The 25,510-nt window shown below is 53.3% G+C and carries 21 protein-coding genes; 20 read left to right on the forward strand and 1 reads right to left on the reverse strand.

Annotation, left to right across the window (positions count from 1 at the left end; all coding sequences use genetic code 11):
* Positions 1-116: 116 nt before the first annotated feature.
* The 12 genes from ACI48K_RS17235 (at position 117) to ACI48K_RS17290 (ending at position 13,242) form a co-directional block, all read left to right on the forward strand.
* Positions 117-1,088: an ABC transporter permease gene (locus ACI48K_RS17235; RefSeq protein ID WP_475028852.1), complete on the forward strand. Its 972-nt coding sequence runs from the start codon at positions 117-119 to the stop codon at positions 1,086-1,088.
* The gene (locus tag ACI48K_RS17240) at positions 1,085-2,104 is read left to right on the forward strand and encodes an ABC transporter permease (RefSeq protein ID WP_475028853.1); all 1,020 of its coding nucleotides are present in this window, start codon (positions 1,085-1,087) and stop codon (positions 2,102-2,104) included. The genes ACI48K_RS17235 and ACI48K_RS17240 overlap by 4 nt, the downstream gene beginning before the upstream one ends.
* On the forward strand, positions 2,071-3,093 hold the full coding sequence (locus ACI48K_RS17245; protein WP_475028854.1) for an ABC transporter ATP-binding protein: 1,023 nt from the start codon (positions 2,071-2,073) through the stop codon (positions 3,091-3,093). Before ACI48K_RS17240 ends, ACI48K_RS17245 begins: the two co-directional genes overlap by 34 nt.
* Positions 3,090-4,127 (forward strand): ABC transporter ATP-binding protein, encoded by a 1,038-nt coding sequence (locus ACI48K_RS17250; RefSeq protein WP_475028855.1) that lies wholly within the window; start codon positions 3,090-3,092, stop codon positions 4,125-4,127. Before ACI48K_RS17245 ends, ACI48K_RS17250 begins: the two co-directional genes overlap by 4 nt.
* A 271-nt stretch (positions 4,128-4,398) precedes the next feature.
* Positions 4,399-5,499, forward strand: coding sequence for an LCP family protein (locus tag ACI48K_RS17255; protein WP_475028856.1), 1,101 nt, complete (start codon positions 4,399-4,401; stop codon positions 5,497-5,499).
* A gap of 101 nt (positions 5,500-5,600) precedes the next feature.
* Positions 5,601-6,029, forward strand: a complete 429-nt coding sequence (locus ACI48K_RS17260) for a CBS domain-containing protein (RefSeq protein ID WP_475028857.1) — start codon at positions 5,601-5,603, stop codon at positions 6,027-6,029.
* A gap of 85 nt (positions 6,030-6,114) precedes the next feature.
* Entirely contained in the window at positions 6,115-6,417 is a 303-nt protein-coding gene (locus tag ACI48K_RS17265; protein ID WP_475028858.1) for a MazG-like family protein, read from the forward strand.
* 6 nt (positions 6,418-6,423) lie between these two features.
* Entirely contained in the window at positions 6,424-7,344 is a 921-nt protein-coding gene (locus tag ACI48K_RS17270; RefSeq protein WP_475028859.1) for a DUF2232 domain-containing protein, read from the forward strand.
* 11 nt (positions 7,345-7,355) lie between these two features.
* Entirely contained in the window at positions 7,356-9,335 is a 1,980-nt protein-coding gene (locus ACI48K_RS17275) for a DHH family phosphoesterase (protein ID WP_475028860.1), read from the forward strand.
* A complete protein-coding gene (rplI, locus tag ACI48K_RS17280) occupies positions 9,332-9,775 on the forward strand; it encodes a 50S ribosomal protein L9 (protein ID WP_475028861.1) in 444 nt (147 codons plus the stop codon). The genes ACI48K_RS17275 and rplI overlap by 4 nt, the downstream gene beginning before the upstream one ends.
* A gap of 1 nt (position 9,776) precedes the next feature.
* On the forward strand, positions 9,777-11,138 hold the full coding sequence (gene dnaB, locus ACI48K_RS17285; protein WP_475028862.1) for a replicative DNA helicase: 1,362 nt from the start codon (positions 9,777-9,779) through the stop codon (positions 11,136-11,138).
* Between the two features lie 817 nt (positions 11,139-11,955).
* Complete coding sequence (locus ACI48K_RS17290; RefSeq protein ID WP_475028863.1) at positions 11,956-13,242, forward strand: adenylosuccinate synthase; 1,287 nt, start codon at positions 11,956-11,958, stop codon at positions 13,240-13,242.
* A gap of 130 nt (positions 13,243-13,372) precedes the next feature.
* Here the strand turns inward: ACI48K_RS17290 and ACI48K_RS17295 are convergent, their stop codons facing one another.
* Positions 13,373-13,993: a TetR/AcrR family transcriptional regulator gene (locus ACI48K_RS17295; RefSeq protein WP_475028864.1), complete on the reverse strand. Its 621-nt coding sequence runs from the start codon at positions 13,991-13,993 to the stop codon at positions 13,373-13,375.
* Between the two features lie 158 nt (positions 13,994-14,151).
* Between ACI48K_RS17295 and ACI48K_RS17300 the strand changes: the two genes are divergently transcribed.
* From ACI48K_RS17300 to ACI48K_RS17335, 8 genes are all read left to right on the forward strand, one after another.
* On the forward strand, positions 14,152-15,855 hold the full coding sequence (locus ACI48K_RS17300; protein ID WP_475028865.1) for an MFS transporter: 1,704 nt from the start codon (positions 14,152-14,154) through the stop codon (positions 15,853-15,855).
* Between the two features lie 571 nt (positions 15,856-16,426).
* Positions 16,427-17,248, forward strand: coding sequence for a hypothetical protein (locus ACI48K_RS17305; protein ID WP_475028866.1), 822 nt, complete (start codon positions 16,427-16,429; stop codon positions 17,246-17,248).
* A 238-nt stretch (positions 17,249-17,486) separates the two neighbouring features.
* On the forward strand, positions 17,487-19,031 hold the full coding sequence (locus tag ACI48K_RS17310; protein ID WP_475028867.1) for a peptidoglycan DD-metalloendopeptidase family protein: 1,545 nt from the start codon (positions 17,487-17,489) through the stop codon (positions 19,029-19,031).
* Positions 19,032-19,267: 236 nt separating this feature from the next.
* Complete coding sequence (gene yycF, locus ACI48K_RS17315; RefSeq protein ID WP_475028868.1) at positions 19,268-19,981, forward strand: response regulator YycF; 714 nt, start codon at positions 19,268-19,270, stop codon at positions 19,979-19,981.
* Positions 19,982-21,808 (forward strand): cell wall metabolism sensor histidine kinase WalK, encoded by a 1,827-nt coding sequence (gene walK, locus ACI48K_RS17320; RefSeq protein ID WP_475028869.1) that lies wholly within the window; start codon positions 19,982-19,984, stop codon positions 21,806-21,808.
* Positions 21,805-23,097 carry a YycH family regulatory protein gene (locus ACI48K_RS17325; RefSeq protein ID WP_475028870.1) on the forward strand — a complete coding sequence of 431 codons (1,293 nt, stop codon included), beginning with the start codon at positions 21,805-21,807 and terminating at the stop codon, positions 23,095-23,097. The genes walK and ACI48K_RS17325 overlap by 4 nt, the downstream gene beginning before the upstream one ends.
* A gap of 46 nt (positions 23,098-23,143) precedes the next feature.
* Complete coding sequence (yycI, locus tag ACI48K_RS17330) at positions 23,144-23,893, forward strand: two-component system regulatory protein YycI (protein ID WP_475028871.1); 750 nt, start codon at positions 23,144-23,146, stop codon at positions 23,891-23,893.
* An 8-nt stretch (positions 23,894-23,901) separates the two neighbouring features.
* Positions 23,902-24,708: an MBL fold metallo-hydrolase gene (locus tag ACI48K_RS17335; protein ID WP_475028872.1), complete on the forward strand. Its 807-nt coding sequence runs from the start codon at positions 23,902-23,904 to the stop codon at positions 24,706-24,708.
* The last annotated feature ends 802 nt before the right edge of the window (positions 24,709-25,510 follow it).

The following is a 25,510-nucleotide window of genomic DNA, read 5'->3' on the forward strand; positions in this document are numbered from 1 at the left end:
AGCGGATACAGGAAATAGAGTCACCCCAGGGGAAAGAGAGTATTCTCTTTCTCCTTCTCCTTTAAGGGGATGCGTTTTTGGTGGTTCTATCCTTGCAATCTGTAGGAGGATAAACGATGACAGAATATCTGATCCGTCGCTTGCTGCAATCATTACTCGTAATTTTTTTAATCACGATCCTAACCTTTCTACTCATCCATGCTGCCCCGGGCGGTCCGACTCAAGTTATGTTATCCCCTGGTCTTTCTCCGGAAATATTTGAGCAGCAAAAGCACAATTTAGGTCTTGATAGACCGATTCCCGTGCAATATGTGCATTGGGTTGGCGGTCTGTTGAAAGGCGATTTGGGCTATACATTCAAAAACCATCTTCCGGTGGGCGATTTGCTGTGGCCTCGTATCGGCAATACATTTATTCTCATGGGAGCCGCTTGGCTGCTTTCTTTGATCATCGCTCTTCCTTGGGGGATCTATAATAGTACGAAAGAATATGGAATATCCGACCAGACGGCTTCATTTATATCGTATATAGGTTTTGCCATGCCAAGCTTCTGGTTTGGTATACTGCTGCAGCAGTGGTTATCGCTTGGCCTGGACTGGTTTCCGCTTTCCGATATGCACAGCAGAGGCAAGGATGGAAGCATCGCCGACTTGTTCATGCATTTGGTGCTCCCCGTAACCGTGTTGTCTCTAGGCTTTCTCGCTTATTACATTAAGTATTCGAGATCCAGTATGCTGGAGGTGCTGGATCAGGATTATATTCGTACCGCTCGGGCAAAAGGCGTTAAGGAGAGAAAAGTGGTGTTCCGTCATGCGCTGCGCAACGCGCTGATTCCGATCATCACGATTCTTGGGCTTGATTTGCCAATCCTGGTAGGGGGAGCGGCGCTTACCGAAAACGTATTTAACTGGCCGGGGATGGGGCGGCTTTATGTGGAGATGGCAACGCAGCGGGAGTATTCCGTACTGATGGCCATCACAATCGTAACCGCGGTTGTGGTTATCATCGGCAACCTGTTGGCGGATATTTTATATGCCGTGGTGGATCCTCGGGTTAAGTTGGGTGGAAAAGGGGGTAAAGCGGCATGAGTGAACTGAAGATGGAGTTTCCAACCAGTCCGGCCCCTGAACCGGCTAAGTCCCCTCGATTCGATTCAGGTACCAGTAGCGGAGATTCTGAACCGTTAGCACTTTCCAAGAAGCCGCCGGGTCCCTGGCTGATGCTTATGAAAAAGTTTTCGCGTAATCCTTATGCGATGACCGGGCTTGTAGTATTGCTGGTTTTTGTGATTTCGGCCATTTTGGCGCCAATACTCACCAAATATGACCCGACTCGGATTGACATGATGTTTCCGAATCTGAAGCCGGGTACCGACGGGCATTTGCTCGGTACGGATGAGCTTGGACGCGACATTTTTACCAGGCTGCTGTACAGTGCGCGCATATCGCTGATGATCGGTTTTACCGTCGCCCTTGCTTCCGTATGTATCGGTTCGATTATCGGAGCGATTTCCGGCTATTTTGGCGGATGGGTTGATGCTGTATTTATGCGTCTGGTTGACGTTATGAACTCGGTTCCTACGATTTTCTTGAACATTTTGGTATTGTCCATCTTCGGTTCGGAAATCAAATACATGATTATGATCCTTACGTTTACAAGTTGGATGAGTATTGCGAGATTGGTTCGGGGCACATTCCTTCAGCTGAGAGAGATGCAGTATGTCGAAGCGGCGAAGGCCATTGGGGTTTCAAATTGGGGGATTATTTTCCGGCATCTGCTGCGGAATTCAAGCTTCCCGATCATTGTCAATGCGACGTTGATGGTAGGGTCCGCTATTTTGAGCGAATCGGCATTGTCTTATCTCGGACTCGGGATACAAACTCCGGCGACAAGCTGGGGGGTCATGCTGAGCAACGCGCAGGAATTTATGTTGATCGACAAGTGGCAGGCCGTATATCCGGGCCTATGCATATTGCTGGTTGTATTGGCCGTTAACTTTATCGGCGACGGAATACGTGATGCGCTTGATCCTAGACAGGGCTTGACCAAATCCCGGAGGAGGCTGAACCAATGGCGGAAAAATTACTCGAAATCCGCAAACTGACCGCCGGTTTTGTGACGGAGAAGGGGCTGGTCAAAGCGACCGACCAGATTTCGCTGAACTTGAATAAAGGCCAAACCATTTGTCTGGTAGGCGAATCGGGCAGCGGAAAGAGCGTCACTTCGCTTGCCATCATGCGGCTCATTGATTATGCCGGCGGCATTATTATGGAGGGAAGCATTAATTTCCAGGGGCAGGACCTGACGGAAAAGGGTCAGGACGAAATGCGCGACATCCGCGGCAATAAAATTGCCATGATCTTTCAAGACCCGATGTCGGCGCTGAATCCCGTATTCACGGTAGGGGAGCAAATTAGCGAGAGCATTCGGTTGCATCAGAACAAAAGCGGCGATGAAGCTTGGAAAATGGCCATCGATATGCTTCGATTGGTTGGCATTCCGGCTCCGGAAATCCGGGCCAAACAATATCCCCATGAGCTTTCCGGGGGGATGTGCCAACGGGTTGTCATCGCGATTGCGCTGGCATGTAATCCGGAACTGCTGATTGCGGACGAACCGACAACAGCGCTCGACGTTACGGTACAAGCGCAGATCCTGGATCTGCTTCGGAAGCTTCAAGCCGAACTGGGAATGTCGATTCTGCTTATTACGCACGACATGGGCGTGGCCGCTGAAATGGCGGATCGTGTCGCGGTCATGTACGCAGGGGCGATTGTTGAAGAAGGACCGGTTGAGCTTATTTTTGCCGACCCGAGTCACCCTTACACGATTGGCTTACTGCAGTCGATTCCGGGTTTGGAAGGAGAACGCGGCGGGGAGCTGTACACGATTCAAGGTACGATTCCGCCGATCGGTCAGCTTCCAAGCGGCTGCCGGTTTCATCCGCGCTGCCCGAACGCCACGGATATTTGCCGGAAGCAGGAGCCACCGAATTTCCTGGTTGGAGAAGATCACCGGGCCGCCTGCTGGTTGTTTGAAAATAAGCCGTTGGCGGAAGAAACAAGCGTCAGGGATGAGGTGAAACGGGCATGACAACGGAAACGGTCAATGTATTAAACGCGCCATCTGCACAGACGAACGAGGATATCTTGGTCGATGTCCGCAACATAAAGAAATATTTCCCGATTCACAAAGGACTGCTCAGCCGGGTGGTTGGTCAAGTAAAAGCCGTGGATGACGTTTCGCTGGCGATCCGCAAAGGCGAAACCTTCGGACTGGTTGGCGAATCGGGCTGCGGCAAGTCTACCTTTGGACGCGTCATTTTGCGGCTGCAGGGTGCGACCGGAGGCGAGGTATTGTACAAGGGCCGTGACATCCATTTGATGGGCGGTCAGGACCTGCGGAAGCTGCGCGAAGAGATGCAGATTATTTTTCAGGATCCGTTTGGCTCTTTAAATCCGCGATTCCTTGTTAAAGACATTATCGGGGAACCGCTTCGCGTGCACCGCAATATGTCCGCGAAGCAGATCGATAAACGGGTCGTTGAATTGATGGAGTTGGTAGGGCTGGATGCGTCGCGTCGCAATCGGTACCCGCATGAATTTTCCGGCGGTCAACGTCAGCGGATCGGGATTGCCCGTGCCATTGCGCTGAATCCCAAGTTCATCGTGGCTGATGAAGCGGTGTCGGCGCTGGACGTATCCGTGCAATCCCAGGTCATCAACCTGTTGATGGAGCTTCAAAAGGAGCTTGGGCTGACGTTCCTGTTCATTGCCCACGGCCTGAATGTCGTCAGACATATATCGGATCGGGTAGGCGTCATGTATTTGGGTAAGCTGGTTGAAGTGGCGGAGACGAAGACGCTGTTCGCTTCCCCGCTGCATCCTTATACGGCGGCATTGCTGTCGGCGATTCCAAAACCGTCGCCCGGAGGCAGAAAGGAACGGATCGTGTTGCAAGGGGATGTGCCGTCTCCGGCGAATCCGCCGTCGGGTTGCCGGTTCCATACCCGTTGTCCATTTGTCCAGGAGAAATGTTCCAAGGTGGAACCGATTTTGACCGAAGCGGGGGAAGGTCGTCAGGTGGCCTGCCATTTCCCGCTGTCAATAGCGTCAAATCTGCTCTAATCTTGGCCGGGAAGTCTATCGGACAAGAAAATATAGGATGGAGGCTCGCTCTCTTCGGAGAGGGGCCTCTATTTTTTGCATAGGCATGAGACCAGTAAAAAGGCATCCGGAAAACGCGCCAATTCTGGGGCTTTCAGGACATTGTTGAACCCAAAATCGCGGATGTGGTATAGTACGAGACGATAGAGTTATTTTATGAAATCAAAATCTAGCATGTCGTCATAGATTCGGATCGATTATTATTCATTGAAGGCAGCATTGGAGGTTCAACATGTTACGAAGAACAAAAACGGAAAAACCAAAAAAGAAGCATAGAGGAAAAAGAGCGCTGATCGCGCTTTTGATTGTAGCGATTCTCGGATCGGGAGCATATGTGTTTCGCAAGCCGCTGGCCGTGATGGCATTTGACCTCTTCCTCTCCGGCAAGGTCGAACAGAAACTGCAAAAGTCTTATGCTCCGCTTGAGGGTGAAGAGCCAAAGCCGGTCGTACAAGAGAAGAAGCTGGATCCATTCAGCGTGCTGCTGCTCGGAGTTGACCAGCGGGATCAGGAGCCGGCCCGTTCGGACACGCTGATATATGCCGTTGTTCGCCCGGAGGATTCCAAAGTGCTGCTCATTTCGATTCCGCGCGATACGTATACCGAAATCGTCGGCAGGGATAAAGAGGACAAGATCAATCATGCTTACGCGTTTGGCGGCGAGAAAATGGCCAAAGATACGGTGGAGCATTTCCTTGGCTCCCCGGTTAATTATTACGCGGCGATTAATTTCAAGGGCTTGCGCGAGGTCGTAGACACTCTTGGCGGCATCGAGCTGCCGATTACGGAGGACATCGTCAATAAAGGGAAAGACCACGAGAAGTTTACCATTAAGGCGAATAAACCTCTCTATAATGGCGAGGAAGCGCTGGACTTCGTCAGATACCGGGAGGACAGCGACTTTAACCGGACAAAACGTCATCAGGAGTTTTTGAGCGCGATCGTGGATCGGGTCCTCCAATTGGATCAGGTCTCGAAAATCCCCGATCTCATGAATATGCTGGGCGAAAACTTCAAGACGGACATGCTGCCGAGCTTTATCATCGATTTGTCGAAGCAGGTGCTGCTGGATGAACGTCCGCAAATTGACGGCTTCACGATCATGGGCACGGGTATGAGAAAGAACGGGATCTATTATGATGCGGCCGATGAAGAGGACCTGGCTTTTGCCAAGCAAATGATCGAAAGCTGGAGCAATCCGGACACCGAAACCGATCAACTGCTGACCCCGGAAGCTAGGGACGCAGTTTCGAAGAAGGATTCCGCAGAATCGGAAGGAACCCCGGCGGCCGGGGAAATAGACCAACCTGTGGCACCGTCCGGGCAAGAATGACGGTTTTATAGCCATCATATTTTAAATAGAGAGAACCTTTCCCGTTTCGAAACGTATCAAATAGGGGAGTCTTAAGAAAAGCGAGGAGGATTTCTGTTCCCATGAATATTGCGTTTTTTTTACTGCCGAAAAATGATGTGGTCACGGTGACGCTCGATTCGACGCTGCGGCAGACGCTGGAACGGATGGAATACCACCGGTATACGGCGGTTCCGATTATTGACAGAGATGGGGCATACGTCGGTACGGTGACGGAAGGCGATTTGCTCTGGTACATGAAAAATTCTGGAGGCAAGGCCACTTTTGAGACCGCTTCAAAATATCTGCTGAAGGATATTCCGCTTAAAATGGAAATAAAGCCCGTTTCCATCGATGCGGATATGGAGGATTTGATCAATCTGGCGAAGGTGCAGAACTTTGTTCCGGTCGTAGATGACCGGGGACGGTTCATCGGGATTGTACGGCGGAGCCAAATCATCGAATATTGCGAAAAATTCGTGACAAAGGACTTGTCCGGGCCGGTAAAATAGTCAAGGCTCCCAGGTCCCTTGAAGCCTGGGGTTATGCTATAATGAAGAATAAAGCTTTTTTCAGGGAGGGTGGAAGCTGTCCGCCATGCAAAGGGAAATGGATGTGGCCAAACGCGCCAAAGTGATTGAATGGCTGAAAACGGAAGTAGTCGATCACGTATCCCGTTTGTTTAAAGCTTTGTGGGAAGGCAGTACGACACGGGTAACGGACAGTCTTGCCAGTCTGATCGTCAGCAGTTATATATTGGGGCGCAGACTTGGGGTTTCCTTTCGAGATTTGGATGATGAAATCCTGGAGAAGTTAAAGAAACACAAAGAGGAAGGTCATCAGCTCGAAGATTGGTACCAGGATATTTCAACACTTGAAGAACATATGCGTAAGAGGTGAACCCAATTGAAGTTGCGCTGGACATCAGTTGCATGGAGTATCATTTACCTGCTTCTTTTGCTATCGCTCGCTACTCCGCTAACGGTGATAACGGCCTTTTTTCTAATTGTGCCGGGCGTCCTGCTATATACGACTTTGTCAGCCAGAGCGTTTGTCCTGTACATAGCCCCGGTATGGATTATCGCTACCCTGGTATTCGGGCCGTTTATTCTGCTGCAGGCCGCGTATTTTCTTATCCCTGCGATTGTCATGGGACATTTATATAAGAAAAGAGCTTCGGCTTTGCGAACGATTGCGATGGGGGCGGGAACGATCCTCCTGGAATTTTTGCTCGTGCTTCTGGTAAGCACGGTGTTTTTTGATTTTAATCTGGCCTCGGCGATTGAGGATCTGATCAATAACGCGGTGGCGCCGCTCCAGAACATGGCCGACAGCTCGATTTCGGGGGGCGTGGTTTGGTCTCCGGAGATGAGTGAGCAGTTCTCCAATCTGACGGTGCGGATGATTCCATTCACGATGATCGTCTGTTCGCTGGTCATCGCCATGGTGGCTCATGCCGTTTCAAGACCTACGCTGAGCAGCCTGGGACACGCGGTGCCGAAGCTTGCGCCCATTCGGGAATGGCGTCTGCCCCGCTCGCTGATCTGGTATTATCTGATCGGTCTGCTGATTCAGATGATTGCCGGGACCGCTGCTCAAAACGGATTTATGGGCACCATCCTGCTGAACATGATGCCTTTGCTGCAGTTCTTTTTTATGATTCAGACGGCAAGCTTCTTTTTCTTTGTAGCTTATCACCGCAAGTGGAATCCGGTGCTTCCCGTGCTGCTCGTCGTGGTTATGCTGTTTTTGCCGCCGCTGCGCATCATCGGGATTCTCGACATCGCGTTTCCGCTGCGTGACATGATTACTAGATCAAGACGATAGGGTGAGAGGGCATGCCTAATTTACTGCAAAAGCGTTGGCACGGTTATCAAACGGTATGGGTATCCATGCTTGAGCTGCTGCTCGTCATATTCGTCTCGTATTACAACTGGATTCTCGGTCTCGTCAGCCTGGTTCTGGTTGGCGTGCTCTCGTACAGCCTGCTGCAGGCGGAGCGGCGCTTCCGCAAGGAGCTGGTCCGCTATGTGACCGATTTGAATTACCGTGTCAAACGCGTGGAAGGGGAGGCGGTCAGCCGCCTGCCTTTCGGCATTATGCTGTTCAGCGAAGACCGATCCGTGGAATGGCATAACCGGTTTGTCTGCGGGATGTTCGGTAAAGATACGGTAGTCGGGCAGCCGCTTTCCGAGCTGCTTCCTCAATTGTCTTTAACCCGGGACAAAAAGGATACTTCCGGCGGCCGGTTCATGGTCGAAGTCATGGTGAATCAGCGGTTCTACGAGTTGTCGGTCGATCTCGAGGAACGGCTGATTTACATTCATGACATGACGGAACTGGCAATCCTGCGGGAGCGTTACGAGGATGAGAAAGCCGCGCTCGGCATCGTGCTGCTGGACAATTTGGACGAGGCCTCGGCGGGCATGGACGACCAGCAGCGCACGGCATTGATCGCCCACGTCGCCACGGCGATCACGGAATGGGCGAAGCAGTACCGCGTGTACCTGCGGCGTTTGTCCTCCGAGCGATATCTGATGATTCTGAATCAGAAATCGCTGAACGAACTGGAGCAGAGCCGGTTCGTGATCCTGGACGAGGTCCGCGAGATGACCGCGGACCTAAAGGTGCCGATGACGCTCAGCATCGGCCTCGCTTTTGGCACCGAGCGCTTCAGCGAGCTGGGCGAACTCGCCCAGTCGAGTCTGGATATGGCGCTCGGGCGCGGGGGGGACCAGGCCGCCGTGAAGGCCGGTCAACGGCTCTCTTTCTATGGCGGCAAGTCGGGCGCCATAGAAAAGCGGACGCGCGTCCGCGCCCGCGTCATCGCGCATGCGCTGCGCGATTTGATGCAGGAGAGCGACCGCGTCATCATCATGGGCCATCGCGTCCCGGACCTGGACGTGCTTGGCGCCTCCATCGGCGTGCTGAAAGCCGCCGATATGTACAAGGTCGAGGCCCATATTGTCCTCGACGGGCCGAATCCGGGCATCCAGCGGCTGATGGAGCGGATCGGCAAGGAAGAGGCGCTGATGCGGCGATTCATTTCGCCGGAGCAGGCGATGGGCATGATGACGCAGCATACCCTGCTCGTCGTCGTCGATACGCATAAGGCATCGATTACGATGGAGCCGCGGCTGGTGGAAGAGGCCAGCCGGGTTGTGGTGGTCGACCACCATCGCCGCGGCGAGGAATTCATCAATGACGCGGTGCTCGTCTACCTCGAGCCGTACGCCTCCTCGGCGTGCGAGTTGGTCACCGAGCTTCTCCAGTACATTCACGAGAAGGTCGAGCTCAGCCCGCTGGAGGCGACGACCCTGCTTGCGGGGATTACGGTCGATACGAAGCATTTTGCGCTGCATACCGGTTCGCGGACGTTTGAGGCGGCGGCGTTCCTGCGCCGGCTGGGTGCGGATACGGTGATGGTGCAGCGGATGCTGAAGGAAGACCTGCAGGAATACATCGCCAAGGCCGATATCATCAAGCACGCCCGTATGATTCATGGGCATATTGCGCTGGCGGTGACGGAGCCGAACCGCAAAATTCCGCAGCTGCTGATCGCCCAGGTGGCGGACACGCTGCTGAATATGACCAACGTACTCGCTTCGTTCGTCATCAGCGAACGGCCGGACGGGCTGATCGGCATCAGCGCCCGCTCGCTCGGCAGCATCAACGTTCAAGTCGTGATGGAGCGGCTTGGCGGGGGCGGGCATTTAACGAACGCCGCCGTACAGCTGGAAGGAACCCAGGCGGAAGCGGAGAAGAAGCTGCTCGCCGTCCTGGATGAAATAGAGAAGGAAGAGGGGTTATTCGAATGAAGGTAATTTTTCTGAAAGACGTGAAGGGTCAAGGGAAAAAAGGGGAAATCAAAGAAGTATCGGAAGGCTACGCACAGAACTTCCTGATGCCGCGCGGATTGGTTCGTCTGGCTACGGACGGTAACGTGAAGACGCTGGAGCATCAAACGGCGGCGGAACAAAAACGCAAGGATCAAGAGAAGGAAGACGCGGTTCAACTTGGCAAGAAGCTGGAGGAAATGACCGTTCAGTTGAAAGCCAAAGCCGGTGAAGGCGGACGCCTGTTCGGTGCGATTACGAGCAAGCAGGTGGCCGAAGCGCTGGAGAAAAGCGGCGTGAAGCTCGACAAGCGCAAGATCGAAATGCATGATCCGATCCGTACGCTGGGCGTGACTCAGGTTGCGGTAAAGCTTCATCCGGAAGTGAAATCGTCGCTGAAGGTTCATATAACGGAGGAATAAAATGAGCGGAGATCTGTTTTTCGATCGGATCCCCCCGCAAAATCTCGAAGCGGAGCAAGCGGTGCTCGGTGCGGTGCTGCTGCAGTCGGAGGCGCTGATCACCGCGATGGAGCGGGTTCGGACCGAGGATTTCTACGACAAGCCGCACCAACTGATTTATGACGCGATGGTACAGCTCGGTGAAGACAATCAGCCGATCGACCTCGTGACGCTGACGGCGAAGCTGCAGGATCGCGGCGAGCTGGAGGATATCGGCGGCGTCAGCTATTTGGCCAAGCTGGCCCATGCGGTGCCGACGGCGGCCAATGTGGATTATTATGCGCGCATTATCGAGGAGAAGTCGATGTTGCGCCGTTTGATTCGCACTGCGACGCAAATCGTCAGCGACGGGTATTCCAGCGGCGAGGACGTTTCGGGAATGCTGAGCGACGCCGAGCGGCGGATTTTGGAGATCTCCAACCGCCGTTCCGGCAGCGGGTTTATTGCCATTCGCGATGTGTTGATGGAAGTGTTCGAGCGGGTGGAGGTGCTTCACCAAAACCGCGGGAACACGACGGGAATCCCTTCGGGTTTCGTCGATCTCGATAAAATGACGTCCGGTTTCCAACGGAACGATTTGATCATCGTGGCGGCCCGGCCTTCCGTGGGTAAAACGGCGTTTGCGCTGAACATCGCCCAAAATGTCGCGGTTCGCGCCAAAGAGACCGTCGCCATTTTCAGTCTGGAAATGTCCGCGCCGCAGCTCGTGCAGCGGATGATCTGCGCCGAGGCCAACCTTGACGCCGGCGTGATGCGGACGGGCGACTTCAAGAGCGACGATGACTGGGCGAAGCTGACGATGGGCATTGCGGCTTTGTCGGAGGCCGAGATTTATATCGACGATACGCCAGGGATCACGGTTGCCGATATCCGCTCCAAATGCCGTCGTCTGAAGAAGGAAAAAGGGCTCGGCATGATCGTGATCGACTACCTGCAGCTGATCCACGGCCGCGGGAAACCCGGCGAGAACCGCCAGCAGGAGGTCTCGGAAATATCCCGGACGCTCAAACAGATTGCCCGGGAGCTGGAAGTGCCGGTCATTGCGCTCTCCCAACTGAGCCGGGGCGTCGAGCAACGTCAGGACAAGCGTCCGATGATGTCCGACTTGCGGGAATCGGGTTCCATCGAACAAGATGCCGATATCGTAGCGTTCCTCTACCGGGATGATTATTACAATCAGGAAACCGAGAAGAAGAACATTATCGAAATTATCATCGCCAAGCAGCGGAACGGTCCGGTCGGAACGGTCGAGCTGGTGTTCTTGAAAAATTTCAATAAATTCGCCAACTACGAGCGTTCGCATGCGGACGCGTTCGCGGGGTAACGGCGCTTGTGGCGGTAATAGCAATGAGGGAAGGGACTGGCGGGCGCCGGTCTCTTTTTTTCTGGAGGAGCGAACGGGCCAAGCCCCCATTAGCCTGTTGGCAAACGCAGAAGCATCTCAGAAGCCTATATAGGGGAACAAAAGGGTGCTATTGGGACGATATCCCTCATTTTTCGCGAAATAGAAGACATGAAGGGCGCTATTTTCTTGAATCGCCGGGAAATGGCCGCTTTTTGCACCGTTCGTTGGAAAATAAGACCCTATAATGCCCCTAATGACGCGTAACACGCTGGAATCCGGAGAATAAGACCATAAAGTGCCGCTATTTTTATGGAGTATATTAACCATAGGGTGCCCTTAGCCACGGGGGCATTGCCGGCAGACGAATCACGTTATTTCCGGATCGATCTGCTAGTTGCATGAGTGTAAGCCGTTGAGGCGAACTATGGAGTTAAGGCTATTGACTGCACCCGTTCTCTTAAGGGGCTCAATATTTATTCGGAGACTGACTGTCAAAACAGAAAAGAACCCGTTGTAATCCCGAACAATTTTCGTAGAATCGGCAAAAATTGTTCGTTTTTCGATTTGACTTTGAAAAAAGAGACTGATAAACTGGTATTGCTGCTTGAAAGCGGTGAACTGACTTGTTTTGTCATAGTTTTATGTTTGTTGTGAAGAGGGTTGATTTGCAGCGTACGGCTCCGCTTTTCGCGATGGTTCCGGTATGGGTCCGGGCATTTGTTGGAAGGTTAAGCTGAGGCTGCCTTTTGCATGGTTCAAATAAAGGTGCTGACTTGCACCGCGCGGGGGAATGTACATGTCAACGGTAGTCGTTGTAGGCACGCAATGGGGAGACGAAGGTAAAGGTAAAATCACGGATTATCTGGCGGAGAGCGCCGATGTGGTGGCCCGTTATCAAGGCGGCAACAATGCCGGTCATACCATTCTGATCGACGGCAAGAAGTACAAACTCAGCTTGATTCCGTCCGGCGTTTTTTACTCGGATAAGAGATGCGTCATCGGAAACGGGATGGTCGTGAATCCGGCTGCGCTGATTGAAGAGATCAATTACATCCATGAGAGCGGCTTCAGCACGAAAAATCTCGTGATCAGCGACCGCGCGCATGTCATTATGCCTTATCATATGGTACTGGACGCACTTGAAGAGGATCGCAAGGGTCCCAACAAAATCGGCACGACCCGCAAAGGGATCGGACCGGCGTACATGGACAAAGCCGCACGCAGCGGCATTCGGATTGCCGATCTGATGGATCCGGAAGAGTTCGAGCTCAAGCTGCGCCATCTGACGAAAGAGAAGAATCATATCATCCAGCAGGTGTATGGATCGGAGCCGCTGGACGTTGAAGATATTTTGCACAAATATTTGGAATACGCCGAAACCATCCGTCCATACGTGACCGATACTTCGGTTGTCCTCAACGACGCCATCGACGCGGAGAAAAAAGTGCTTTTCGAGGGTGCTCAAGGGGTTATGCTCGATATCGACCAAGGTACCTATCCGTTCGTTACGTCTTCCAATCCTTCGGCCGGCGGCGTGTGCATCGGGTCCGGCGTAGGTCCGTCGAAGATCGACCAAGTCATCGGCGTGGCCAAGTCTTACACGACCCGTGTAGGGGACGGTCCGTTCCCGACCGAGCTCAAGAATGAAATCGGCGATTTCATCCGCGAGACCGGCCATGAATACGGCACGGTAACCGGGCGTCCGCGCCGCGTAGGCTGGTTCGACAGCGTGGTAGTGCGTCATGCCCGCCGTGTCAGCGGACTGACCGGGTTATCGCTGAACTCGCTCGACGTATTGACCGGCCTTGAGACCGTTAAAATCTGTACCGGTTACAAATACCGCGGCGAAGTCATCACTCACTATCCGGCAAGCCTGAAAATGCTGGCGGAATGCGAAGCGGTGTATGAGGAGCTTCCGGGCTGGTCCGAGGATATCACCGGAGCCAAAACGCTGGAGGACTTGCCGGAGACAACACGCAATTACGTGAAACGCGTATCCGAGCTGACCGGCGTGCCGATCGCGATTTTCTCGGTAGGCCGCAACCGCAGCCAAACGAACCAAGTATTGCCGATTTACGAGTAATCCGGATCGGTTATAGGACTAGTTAAAAGGTACGCAAAAAGATAAAGCCGTTCGAAGAGGATGGGACATCTCTTATGGAGATTGCGCCAATCGCTCTTGGAACGGCTTTTTTACGCTCAATTTTGTCGTTTCAGGATTTAGACAAGTATCTGATCGCCATATCGACCACTTCGTTTTTGAGCCGGACCGGGTCGATAATATTCTGTCCGAATACCATGATGTCCACCATCCGGTTAAACAGCTCGAAAATGACAACCGAAGCGGCTTCCAGATCGGTAACCCGCAGTTCGCTTTTCCACTCTTGAACATACGCCCTCGTCATATCCCTTCCAAGTTGATACTGGGCGTCCATCAATGATTTAACTTCGCTATCCGAATGGTACATGAGCTCCAGCTCGCTGTGAAACTCCGTAAACACGCCGTGCGCCACGATCATGCTGTCGATCAAATGGCTGAGCTCCGCACGTTGATCACCGGTTTCCAGCGTCATCGATCCGAGGTATTGGTTCAGGCGATCATGGAACTCTAAATTGTAAAGCTTCAGCGCCTCGAGAAAGACCGCCCGCTTGTCCACGAAATACGAATAAAAGCTCCCGATAGATACGTCGGCCAGGGCGGCGATTTCCTTGGTGTTGGTTTTATGATAGCCCTTTGCCGAAAACAGCTCCATCGCGGCGGCCAGAATGGATTCCTTCGTTTTGATGCTTCGGCTTTGCCGGGGGCGCCTTACTTTTTCATCATTTTCGTTCACGTTCAACCGCTCCTTTAATTCGATTGTAAAAAACAATGGACGGAACGTCAAATTTAAATATGAACTAAAGTTCAATTTATTATTGACAAACATGAACTAAGGTTCATATAATCTAAACATGAACTAAGGTTCGTATTTGGAGAAGGGTGTGGAGCTTTATGAATATCAAGCTTTACCGGACGCTTGCGTTTATCGCCATCGTGATCGGGTTTTTCATGGCGCTGCTCGACGCAACGATCGTCAACGTGGCTTTGCCGGAGATCAGCCGGCATTTCGGCGGGGATGTCGCTCAGATATCCTGGATCATGAACGGGTATAATCTGGCTTTTGCGGTGTTTATCCTGACCGCATCGCGGATCGCCGACCAATTTGGCCGCAAGAAAGTTTTTTTGATCGGACTGTTTTTGTTCTCGCTGGCTTCATTGCTGGCCGGGTTTTCCAATTCCATGGAACTGCTGATCACGCTGCGGATTATCCAGGGGCTGGCCGGGGCAATCATCGTGCCCGTTACTGTCCCGCTCACGACGGAATTGTTCCCGAAAGAGATGCATGGCACGATCATCGGGGCATGGGGAGGCATCGCCGGTTTGGCGGCTGCGAGCGGACCGGCGCTGGGCGGAATCCTGACCGAGAAGTTCGACTGGCAGTGGATCTTTTTCGTAAACGTTCCGCTGGGTGTGATCAGCATTCTGCTTTCTATATGGCTGCTCAAGGAGTCCTATGATCCGACATCGGGCAAAAGAATCGACTACGCCGGGACGATCAGCATTACGGGGGCGATGTTTTGCTTCACCTATGCGTTGATTAAGGCCAACGACCTCGGATGGGATTCGCTAACGATCATCTTGCTGCTGGTTGGGGGCGGACTTCTCAGCATTGTGTTTTTTCTGGTGGAGTGGAGGGGAAAAGAACCGATGCTGCCCATGTCGCTGCTGAAGATCAGACCGTTCAGCGGGGCGGCGTTAACACTGCTGGTGGTAGGCGCGGGCATCAGCAACCTTTCTTTCCTGGCCTCCTTTTACTTGACCCGTATTTTGGGGATGACGGAGCTCAAAGCCGGCCTCATATTGTCGGTTCTGGCGTTGTCCTCCATGGTTTCTTCGGTGCTCTTCGGGCCATTGTCCAATAAATTCGGGGCCCGCTATTTCGGAGCGGCGGGCGTGGCGCTGATGATCGGGGCGAACTACTGGCTCAGCGGTTTGGACGCGGCTTCGACCACAGCGGATGTGATTCCGAGATTAATTTTAGCCGGGCTCGGATTAGGCATGACGATGGCTCCGGTAATGGCTTCGACGATCCGCAACGTGCCGGAAGAGAAGGTCGGGATTTCCTCGGGAGCGGTGAACATGACTAAAGCGCTGGGGAGCGTGCTTGGCGTTGCAATCATCGTTACGGTGCTGCAGACGCAGTTGACGGGGAATATGGAGGATGTCCGGAAGACCGCGGCGGACACGATTCAAGCGAATGCCGTCCTTGCTCCGCCGGTCAAGCAGCAAATGCTTGATATGATGGGGCAAATGGATAACGACTCGTCTTCGTCGCTTTCGGTGTCGGCGGAGGATTTGCAGAAGCAGATTTCCGGGGCGATGGCGAAGGAAACGGAACAAGCTCTGTCCAAGCTGCCGGAAGATCAACGTGCGGCGCAGCAGGCGGCCATGGAGCAGCAGGGCGCGGAGATTCAGCGGTTGATTCCGGGGATTGTGGGGAGCTACCGCAAGGCAGCGGCGGACGCTTTTGGCAGCGCGTTTGTATTCTCCGGCTGGCTGCTCGTCATCGGCATTCCGTTGGCTCTGATCAGCGACCGCCGGTATAAGAGAAAGAAAACGGCTGCAGCGGTGTCTACGGCTGCCATAGAGGAGTAGCGTAGCGCCGCATCCGGTTGATTTGCCGGAATGGGAAAGGCCGCGGGATGCGAAAGGTGCAGGAGGTGCCGGGCGTTAAAAGCCGGATACTAAAAGCCGGATGCCCAATTGGCCCATGTCTCATCTCCAACGACGGATGTCCTGGGTAGGATGGGGGATATTCGCCCGATGGTTATTCCTGCGACTGATACTATCATCCCGGATCTAACAACCTGAGAGCAGACGGGGTTTGTCTACCAATCTCTCTAACGAACCCAGCACGCGCTATTTGTGACAAAACCGACGCCGGTGGATTCTAACGGACTCAGGATGCGCTATTTAGCTGAAACAGCGGTGTTTTGGCGGATTGTTAAGCAAATAAGGGCACTGGAGTTCGTTAGAATCCGAAAATGGCTCAAAACCGGTAAATAACGTCTCTGAGATCCGTTAGAAGTACCATGCTAGACGTAACCTGAGGCTTATTTGGCAAAATAAGGTTGAAATCTCCTTCTGTCGTCCATACTGGAACTAGAGTAGAGTCTTTGAATCTGCTATTTGGCGGACATTGCAGAGGCAGAAGGAGGAAACTTGCATGAAATGGATCGCATGGCTGGCAAGGCTGGTCGTCACGATCGTCGCGGTAAGCCTGTTGACGGTAATGACAACGGGATACGTGGTGAACTCGTACATTCAGTCGCTGCTCGGCAGTTATAACATACCCGTAACGGGACAAGCCCCGACCTTTGGCGGCATCATGAAAGGAATGCTTGGGTTTGGGGGAAGCGGGGACGCCAAGGCGGAGGGGGATCACGAGGTATCGGATTCGAAAGATCCGTCGGGGGATCAGGCCGGCGACGGAAGTAAGGAAGACCTTTCGGGAGAGGATTCCGGGGGTGACGGGGATGTCCAAGGCGACAACGGAAGTACGGCTGGGGGGGTGCCCAGAGCTGACGATGAGAACGGAACCCCGCAATCGGGCGTTGATACCGATGGAGCCCAAGCGGCAAACGGCAGCGGCACGACGGGTGCGAACAACGGCGATGGCTCAAACCTGCAGGGCCCATCGGGGGGCGCGGGCAGCGGATCCGGGTCGGACAAAACCGCTCCGGAGGATTCGGTGCCCGCAATGGGCGGAATCTCCGGAGAAACCGGTCAGGATACGCTCGGTCAGGATCAGCAGGTCGTCGTAACGCCGGACGATCTGATTGCGAAAAAGGACGAACTGCCGGACAAGGACAAGGAGGAGGTATTCTCCATCCTTATGAACAAGCTGCCGCAGGAAGATATGCAGACGATGACCGAAGCGCTGGAAGGCGGATTGACGGAAGAGGAAATGATCAACATCGAGCAAATATTGTCCAAACATTTAGACAAAGAAGAATATGCCAAGGTGATGGATATTTTGAAAAAATGATAGAATTCCCCTTAAAATGAGGTTGGTAGCGCTAACATTCACATGATTGTAAATATCGTGCCGACCCCGGAATTCACTATAATTCGCATTGAAACCCGCACCACGTGCGGGTTTTTCGCTTTTTTACCGATGGTTGAAATCGCTCCTTTGCCTGTGTTAAAGTAAACAATAGTGAAAAAAGGTTAAAATTTTGAAACTATTTTATGTCGAAGAGAGTCGATGGGAAAAGGAGATCAGTATGAAAGGTTTCAGGGAAAGGGTTTCGAAGTTATGGGGCGACCTTTCGTCCAGGCCAGCGAAAAACGGCCACCCGGAAAACGATCAGGAGATATCCACTCAAGTATCGGAAGCAGATGTAGACTTAAGTCGAAACCGCAAGCGGCGGATCATTGCGATCACAGCTGTTGCGGCTGTTCTTATTATAGGCACGGCCTATTTTGCCGAGCAACAATATGTAAATGCGAATACGATTCCTTACTATCGGGTTTATCTGGGCGGCCAAGAAGTCGGCACGATTTCCAGCAAAGCGCAATTGCAGGCTCTTATCGATCGTAAGGAGCAGGAATATAAGCAGCAATACCCGCAGGTCGAAATGGCGGTTCATACGGAAGGCATTACGACCAAGCCTGAAAAGGCGTATAAAGCCGAAGTGAATACGGATGAGACGTTGAACAAGCTGTACGGGATGCTGACGGGATACGCCAAAGGCGTGGACATCAAGGTGGACGGCAAAGTCGTGGCCACCGTAAGCAGCGAGCAAGCGGCCAAAGACGTGATTGAGCAAGTGAAGGGTAAATACATGCCGAGAACTTCAAACAGTCTCGCATCCAAGGTGAAATTGACCGGGGGGACTCCATCCGCCAAAGCGGGCAGCGGAAACGGCGATACTTTGGAGTCGGTCAAGATCAACGAAACCGTCGACGAAGCTCCCGTGGTGACCAGCCCAACCAAAGTATTGACCACCGAAGAGGCCGTTAAGCGGATTATTCAAGGCGATAAAGAAGCAATCCAGTACGAGGTGCAGGAAGGCGACACGATTTCGTCGATTGCGGCCCGTTATGATATCACGCAAAAAGAGCTTTTCAGCAACAATCCGGGAGTCGAAGAACTTACTATGCAAATCGGAACGATGCTGAACATTCGGGCCATGCAGTCGGCGATAACCGTGACTACCGTGGAGAAGGTTTCCGAGGATATCGTGACGGAGCCGCAGGTCATTATTCGCAAAAGTCCGGATATGCGGGCAGGGCAATCGAAGGTAATTTCCCCCGGTTCCAGCGGTTTAAAGACTATGCACTACCGCCTTACCAAGGAGAACGGTCAAGTGGTAGCCGAGGACTGGCTGGGCCAGGATGTCAAAAAGGCGTCAACGCCCAAAATCGTTGTGAGAGGCACGAAAGTGATCGTCGGTTTAGGAAGTGGGCAGTTCGCCTGGCCGGTAACCGGCGCCCGGATCACCAGCAGCTACGGCGTGCGTTGGGGCGACTTGCATAAAGGCATCGATATGATCTCCTCCAATCGGTCCATTCTTGCCGCGGATGACGGGGTAGTTTCCTTTGTAGGCCAGAAAACCGGATACGGCAACTGCATTGTCATCGACCACAAAAACGGTTACGAAACGTTATACGGCCATTTAAGCAAGATTAGCGTGAAAAAAGGTCAGGTCGTCCAACAGGGGACCAAGATCGGCGTTATGGGCAGCACGGGACGTTCGACCGGCACTCATCTTCATTTTGAGATTCATAAGAACGGAAGCCTGCAAAACCCGATGAAGTACCTGTAAATGAATCTCTCTACCCTAACATCGGCATTTACGAAAATAAAAGCAGCCGGGCTGCCCACATGCGGATTCTCGAAAGAGAACGCAGGGCTGGCTCGGTTTTTTTCATGCGCTGCGGGATACGCGGAACCGGTGTGCCTAAAGTTCCCATTCCTGACGGCGGATGGCTGTATGGTTGCTTGATATGGTAAGATAGAGGGAGATTGGCCAAAGGCTGAAGGTATGGGGTGAATTCGATCATGCAAGGTAAAATTTTGGTGGTGGATGACGAGAAACCCATCGCGGATATCTTGAAATTCAATTTGGAAAAAGAGGGCTACGAAGTCGTGCTCGCCTTCGACGGGATTAAGGCGGTCGAGCTGGCGTTTTCCGAGCAGCCGGATTTGATTCTGCTTGATTTGATGCTGCCCGGCAAGGACGGCATGGATGTGTGCCGGGAGGTGCGCGCGAAGCTGCAAACCCCGATCATTATGCTGACGGCCAAGGACGGAGAGATCGACAAAGTGCTGGGGCTTGAGCTGGGCGCGGACGATTATGTCACCAAACCGTTCAGTGCGCGTGAGTTGATCGCCCGGGTCAAGGCGCAAATGCGGCGCCAGCAGAAGCCGGCCGCCCAGGAAGGGACGGAAGAACGTCAAGGCATCAGCTTGTTTGAGCTGTTTATCGACACGGACATGTATACGGTCCATAAGAACGGCGAGCCGCTGGATCTGACGCATCGGGAATACGAGCTGGTTCACTACCTGGTGAAAAACGCCGGCAAAGTGATGACCCGTGAGCATTTGCTGCAAGCGGTGTGGGGGTTCGAGTATTTTGGCGACGTACGGACGGTCGACGTGACGATCCGCCGCCTGCGGGAAAAAATCGAAAAGGATCCGAGCAAGCCGGAGTATATTTTGACGCGGCGGGGACTCGGATATATGATGCGCAGCTCCAAGGCGGGTGGATTCTAGATGAATCTGCCTTCCTTTTTCCGCACGATCCAGGCCAAGCTGATCATCATCTACGTGCTGCTGATATTGATCGCGATGCAGCTCATCGGGGTTTATTTTGTCAGCGCCATGAAGAACTCGCTCACGAGCAATTTCACGAAGGATTTGCAGGAGCGGGCGGAGCTGCTCTCCGTGCTGGCGGCACAAAACCTGGGGGTGACCGGAGAATCGGCGGAAGAATCGCTGGAGAATCTGCGCGTGCTGGTCAACAATTTGTTCAACATTAACGGAGCGGAAATACAGGTGCTCGACGCAAGCGGCAAAGTGCTGACGACCTCGAAGCCTTCCCATGCCGATTATGTCGGCACGAAGAATACGCAGACGGTAGTCAACCGCGCTTTGCAGGGCATTCGCGACAACGAGGAATACATCATCGACGACGATAACGTTCGCAAGAAAGTCGTCGCCAAGCCGGTGGTTACCGGGGGCAAAATCGTCGGCGCGATCTATATCGCCGCTTCGATGAGCGAGCTTTATAGCACGATGGAACGGATTAATAATATTTTTATATCCGGGATTTTGCTGGCGCTGGGGTTAACGGCGGTGCTTGGCGTCATTCTGGCGCATACAATAACGTCGCCGATCAAAGAGCTGACGCGGCGCGCGACCATGGTGGCCGAAGGGGAATTTCACCAGAAGATGCCGGTGCTTGGCAGCGATGAGATCGGCCAGCTCAGCAAAGCGTTCAACTACATGACCAGCCGCCTGCGCGACGCCCTGGCGCAAAACGAGGAAGAGAAGGAGAAGCTTGCTTCGATTCTGACGAACATGAGCGACGGGGTGATCGCGACGGACGAGACCGGAACGGTCATTCTCATGAACCGGCGGGCGAGCGAAATGCTGCAGGTGGAGGAAGGGGCGGTCGTCGGCGGAACCGACATTATCTCGCTGCTTCATCTGCCGCCTGCGGAACGCGATGTCCTGGAGCAGGGGACGATGCATTCGACCATCCTGGAGAACGACACTCCGGAGGGTGGAATGTTCTTGATCCGTGTGACGTTTACGCCGATTCACCGGCGGGAGTTCGGGATCAGCGGCACGATCGCCGTGCTGCAGGACGTCACCGAGCAGGAGAAGCTGGAGGCTTCCCGGCGGGAGTTCGTAGCCAACGTATCGCATGAGCTGCGAACGCCGCTGACCACGATCAAGAGCTATACGGAAGCGCTGGAAGACGGAGCGCTGCAGGACCCCGAGCTGGGGCCGCGCTTTACCTCCGTCATTCAGAATCAGACGGAGCGGATGATTCGCCTGGTTACCGACCTGCTGCACCTGTCGCGGCTGGACTCCAAGGAGGCGCAGCTGCGCAAGCAGCCGACCGGTGTGATGGAGATGCTGGAGGAGGTTGCCGACCGGTTTTCTTTCCAAATGCAGGAAAAGGATATTAAGCCGACGATTTTTATCGGCAACGATGTGGAGACGGCCTGGATGGACCGGGATCAGATTGACCAGGTGCTCGACAATTTGATCTCCAATGCCATGAAGTATACGCCGGAAGGCGGGACGATTGCGGTGGAAGCCCGCAAAGCGGAGGACGGGCAGCTGGCCATTTCGGTGCAGGATAACGGGATTGGCATTCCGAAAAAGGACTTGGACCGCATTTTCGAGCGGTTTTATCGCGTGGACAAGGCGCGTTCGCGCAATATGGGCGGGACGGGCCTCGGCTTATCCATTGCCCGGGAAATTGTCAGAGCCCACGGCGGCACGATCTCTTTACAATCCGAACTTGGCAAAGGCACCAAAGTCACCTTCACGTTACCCCAGCAGAAACAAGGAGGCGAGTCGCAGTGAAGGAAAGAGTCAAATCGCTGATGCTCGCTTTGCTGGTGACATGCAGCTTGGTTCAGAGTTATTTTCTGATCTACCAGCTGCCGGGCAGCGATCCGGTCGTCAAGTCGGAGAACGAATATATTCCTACGGAGAACATGGGTCAGCCCACGGAAGCGGAAGAGCTGATTTTCCCGGCACAGATCGCCGTTCATTTGGGAAAAGATCAGCACACCGTTTTTTATCCGGGCTCGACGTTTTATAATTTGATTTATTCGCGCCTCAAAGGCCGCCAGTTCGACGGGTTTCAGCGCTATTCCATCGAGAACATCAATTGGAACGAAATCCGCAGCCAGAACGTCGGCATCGAGATGCAGTTCGGCGGCGGCGTGCCGGTAGCGCTTTTGCAGAAAGTCATGCAGATTACACCCGACGCGCTGTTTGAGGGGGAAAACATCAACAAGATTTTTATCTATAACACGGGGACGGAAGATCAAGTGCGGGTCTTTTTCTTCAGCTCGCAAGGCGATGTCGTGTATGAGGCTACCAAAGCCGACCTGACCGTACAAGACGTTCAGCAGCAGGTCGATTTCGGCAAAGGCTGGGCCCGTTATTCGCTGGTGAACGGTTTCTATATACCGGAAGAGCCGATCGAAATGATCGAGACCGGGCTCGATATCGGCCTGTACTCGACGGAGCAAATGCAGCGCAGCTTGTTTTTCGACCCCAGCATCACCCGTTATATCCGCGAAAAAGACGGTTCCGAGATTTATACGGACAGCCGGCGCAGCCTGCAGGTGAAGCAGGACCGGAACTGGATCAATTATACGGACCCGGCGGCGCCGTCAACCGGTGAGGACAGTCCGGGGAAAAACGTACTGTCTGCGGTGGACTTCGTCAACCAGCACGGCGGCTGGAGCGGAAAGTACCGTCTGGAGCAGGCGAGCGGTCTGGACGAGGAGCTGAACCGGGTCGTGTTCCAGCAGTATTACGGAGGGGGTCAATATGGCTCTTTTCCGATCATCGATCTGGCTGGCTTCCATTATGGAGCGATTACTCTGGAGGTTCGACAGGGGACTGTTACGGGCTATGAGCGGTCACTGATCTACGGCACAGGAGGCAGCTGGACAAAAAAAGTGGTTACGCTGCCGGGCGGCAAAGACCTTAAGGCGCAGGTAGAGAAGCTTCAGTCGGAAGCGGGAATCTCGGGATTATACCCGGCCTACGTGCCATCGCTCTCCAAAGAAGGGCTGCTGCTGAGGCCGATGTGGGTCGCCGAACTGAGCAACGGGGCAACGCGGGTGCTGAACTAAAGCAGGCGGCGGGAATGACAATATTTTAGGGAAGGGAGGCGAAATTATGGATTGGGGCCGGGCGAAAAACGTGCTGATTTACGCTTTTTTGCTGCTGAACCTGGTGCTGGGCTATCAGCTTTGGAACGATTTGCGGGAGCAGGCGGACTCCAATCTCGATATCACCTCCCTCGAGAACAATACGCAAAAAGCGATGGACGACAAGCACATTCGCGTCCTCGCCAAAATTCCGAACGACACCCCCGAGCTGCCGAAAATCGCCTATCGTTTCGTTGACGCCGAGTCGGGGGATAAAATGATCGATCTTCCCGAGCCGGTGGACAGCAAGCTGATTTTTACGCCGCGGGAATTGACCGAGGCCTTGAAGCCGAGCCTGCCGGATATCGGGAATTATCGTTATGACGAACCGTCCAGCAGCTCGGACATTTTCGTGCTTCACCCGCTGGTGGACGGCAAGTGGCCTCTGTTCAAAATTGAGCTGAAGCTCTACAACAGCAATCAGAAGATCATTTCGTACCGCCATCAGGCGATCGAAATCACGCACCTTGAAGGAGAAAAGCCCCAGCGGGTGCTTTCGGCTTCCAAGGCGCTTGGCAATCTGATCGAGAACTTCCTGCCGGAAGGTTCGGTTGTCACAGAGGTCGAGCTTGGGTATTACGGCGAGGTGTTTGACTCTGATGCCCATCTGCCGGCGTCGCCGGCGTGGCGGTTTATGCTGGAGAGCGGCAAAGAGTATTATGTACAGGGAATCAGCGGGGATGTCATAAGCCCGAACACAGAGAAAGCAAAGGAGTAATGGGGGATATGGGACTACGTTTTTCGGTGCTGTCGAGCGGATCGACGGGGAACGCTACCCTAGTCACGAATGGAGAAGCGACTTTGATGATAGACGCGGGCTTCAGTGCCAAGCGGATTGACGAGCTGATGATGGAGCGCGGGGTTTCCGGCACGGCATTGAACGGAATCCTGGTCACGCACGAGCATTCCGACCATATCAAAGGGATCGGCGTGGTTGCCCGGAAATACAATCTTCCGGTGTATGCCAACGAAAAGACCTGGATGGCGATGGAGAAGGCGGTTGGGCAAATTGCCGACGATCAGCGCTGCATCCTGGGGACCGGAGAGCATCGGGACTTTGGCTCGATGCGGGTGGAATCTTTTGCGATTTCGCATGACGCGGCGGAGCCGGTGGGCTACTGCTTCTACGACGGCAAAGAGAAGCTGAGCGTCTGCACCGACCTCGGATACGCCAGCGATAAAGTGAAGGAAGCGATCTGCGACTCCGACGTGCTGGTACTGGAAGCAAATCATGATATCGAGATGCTGCGTATGGGAAGGTACCCGTGGAACATCAAGCGCCGGATTCTCGGGGACATGGGGCATTTGTCCAACGAGGCGACGGGGGAGCTGATGAGCGAACTGCTTAACGGCCGCTTGAAGCGGACGTATCTGGCGCATCTCAGCCGCGAGCACAACATGCTCGACCTCGCCCGCATGTCCGTCCGCGGCGCGATGGAGGACCGGGGGTGCTTCTATCGGGACAGCGAATTCAAGCTGTGCGATACATATTATGACCGGCCCACCCCTTGGGATATCGTGGGCGAGGGATAATTCAACTTTACGGAAAACGAACGGGCCCCGGCTAAGTGCTGGAGCCCGTTTTTATTGTGATCCCCGGCCAGTCGCTAACTCTAAACGAGCCGGATAAGTTAGTTCCAGCTAGATTCCTGGGGTCAGATGCAGCTTGATTTGATCAAGTAACGGGAAAACCTCCCACTAATTCAGCGGATTCGCAGATTATCGCCTAACTAACGGGAAAAGCTCCAACTAATCTACTGTTTCAAGCGGGTATGAGGCCAAAAGCCATAATTTAGCTGGAGGATTTCCCGTTAATCCTCTTTTCAGATCGGTAAGTCCAAATTTAAAAGGAGGAATTCCAGTTAAATTCTTCTTCTGGAACTGTAAGTCTCAACTTAGTAGAGAGACTTCCGGTTAATGTTCGAGAAGATTACCATGTAAGTACTCAGCCCGGCTTGTTTACGCTGAATTAGCAGGAAAACCTCCCACTAATTCAGCGGATTCGCAGATTATCGCCTAACTAACGGGAAAAGCTCCAACTAATTTACTATTTCAAGCGGTTATGAGACCAAAAGCTATGATTTAGCTGGAGGATTTCCCGTTAATCCTCTTTTCGGATCGGTAAATCCAAATTTAAAAGGAGGATTTCCAGTTAAATTCTTCTTCTGGAACTGTAAGTCTCAACTTAGTAGAGAGACTTCCGGTTAATGTTCGAGAAGATTACCATGTAAGTGCTCGGATAACTACTCGGACGGCGCTTTTTCGCACAGATTATCCGACTTGCCTTCGTTTCAAATCATCTCCATTTGCTCCGAATTCCTGAGACTTTTGACCT

This window comes from Paenibacillus terrisolis (genome assembly GCF_056171975.1).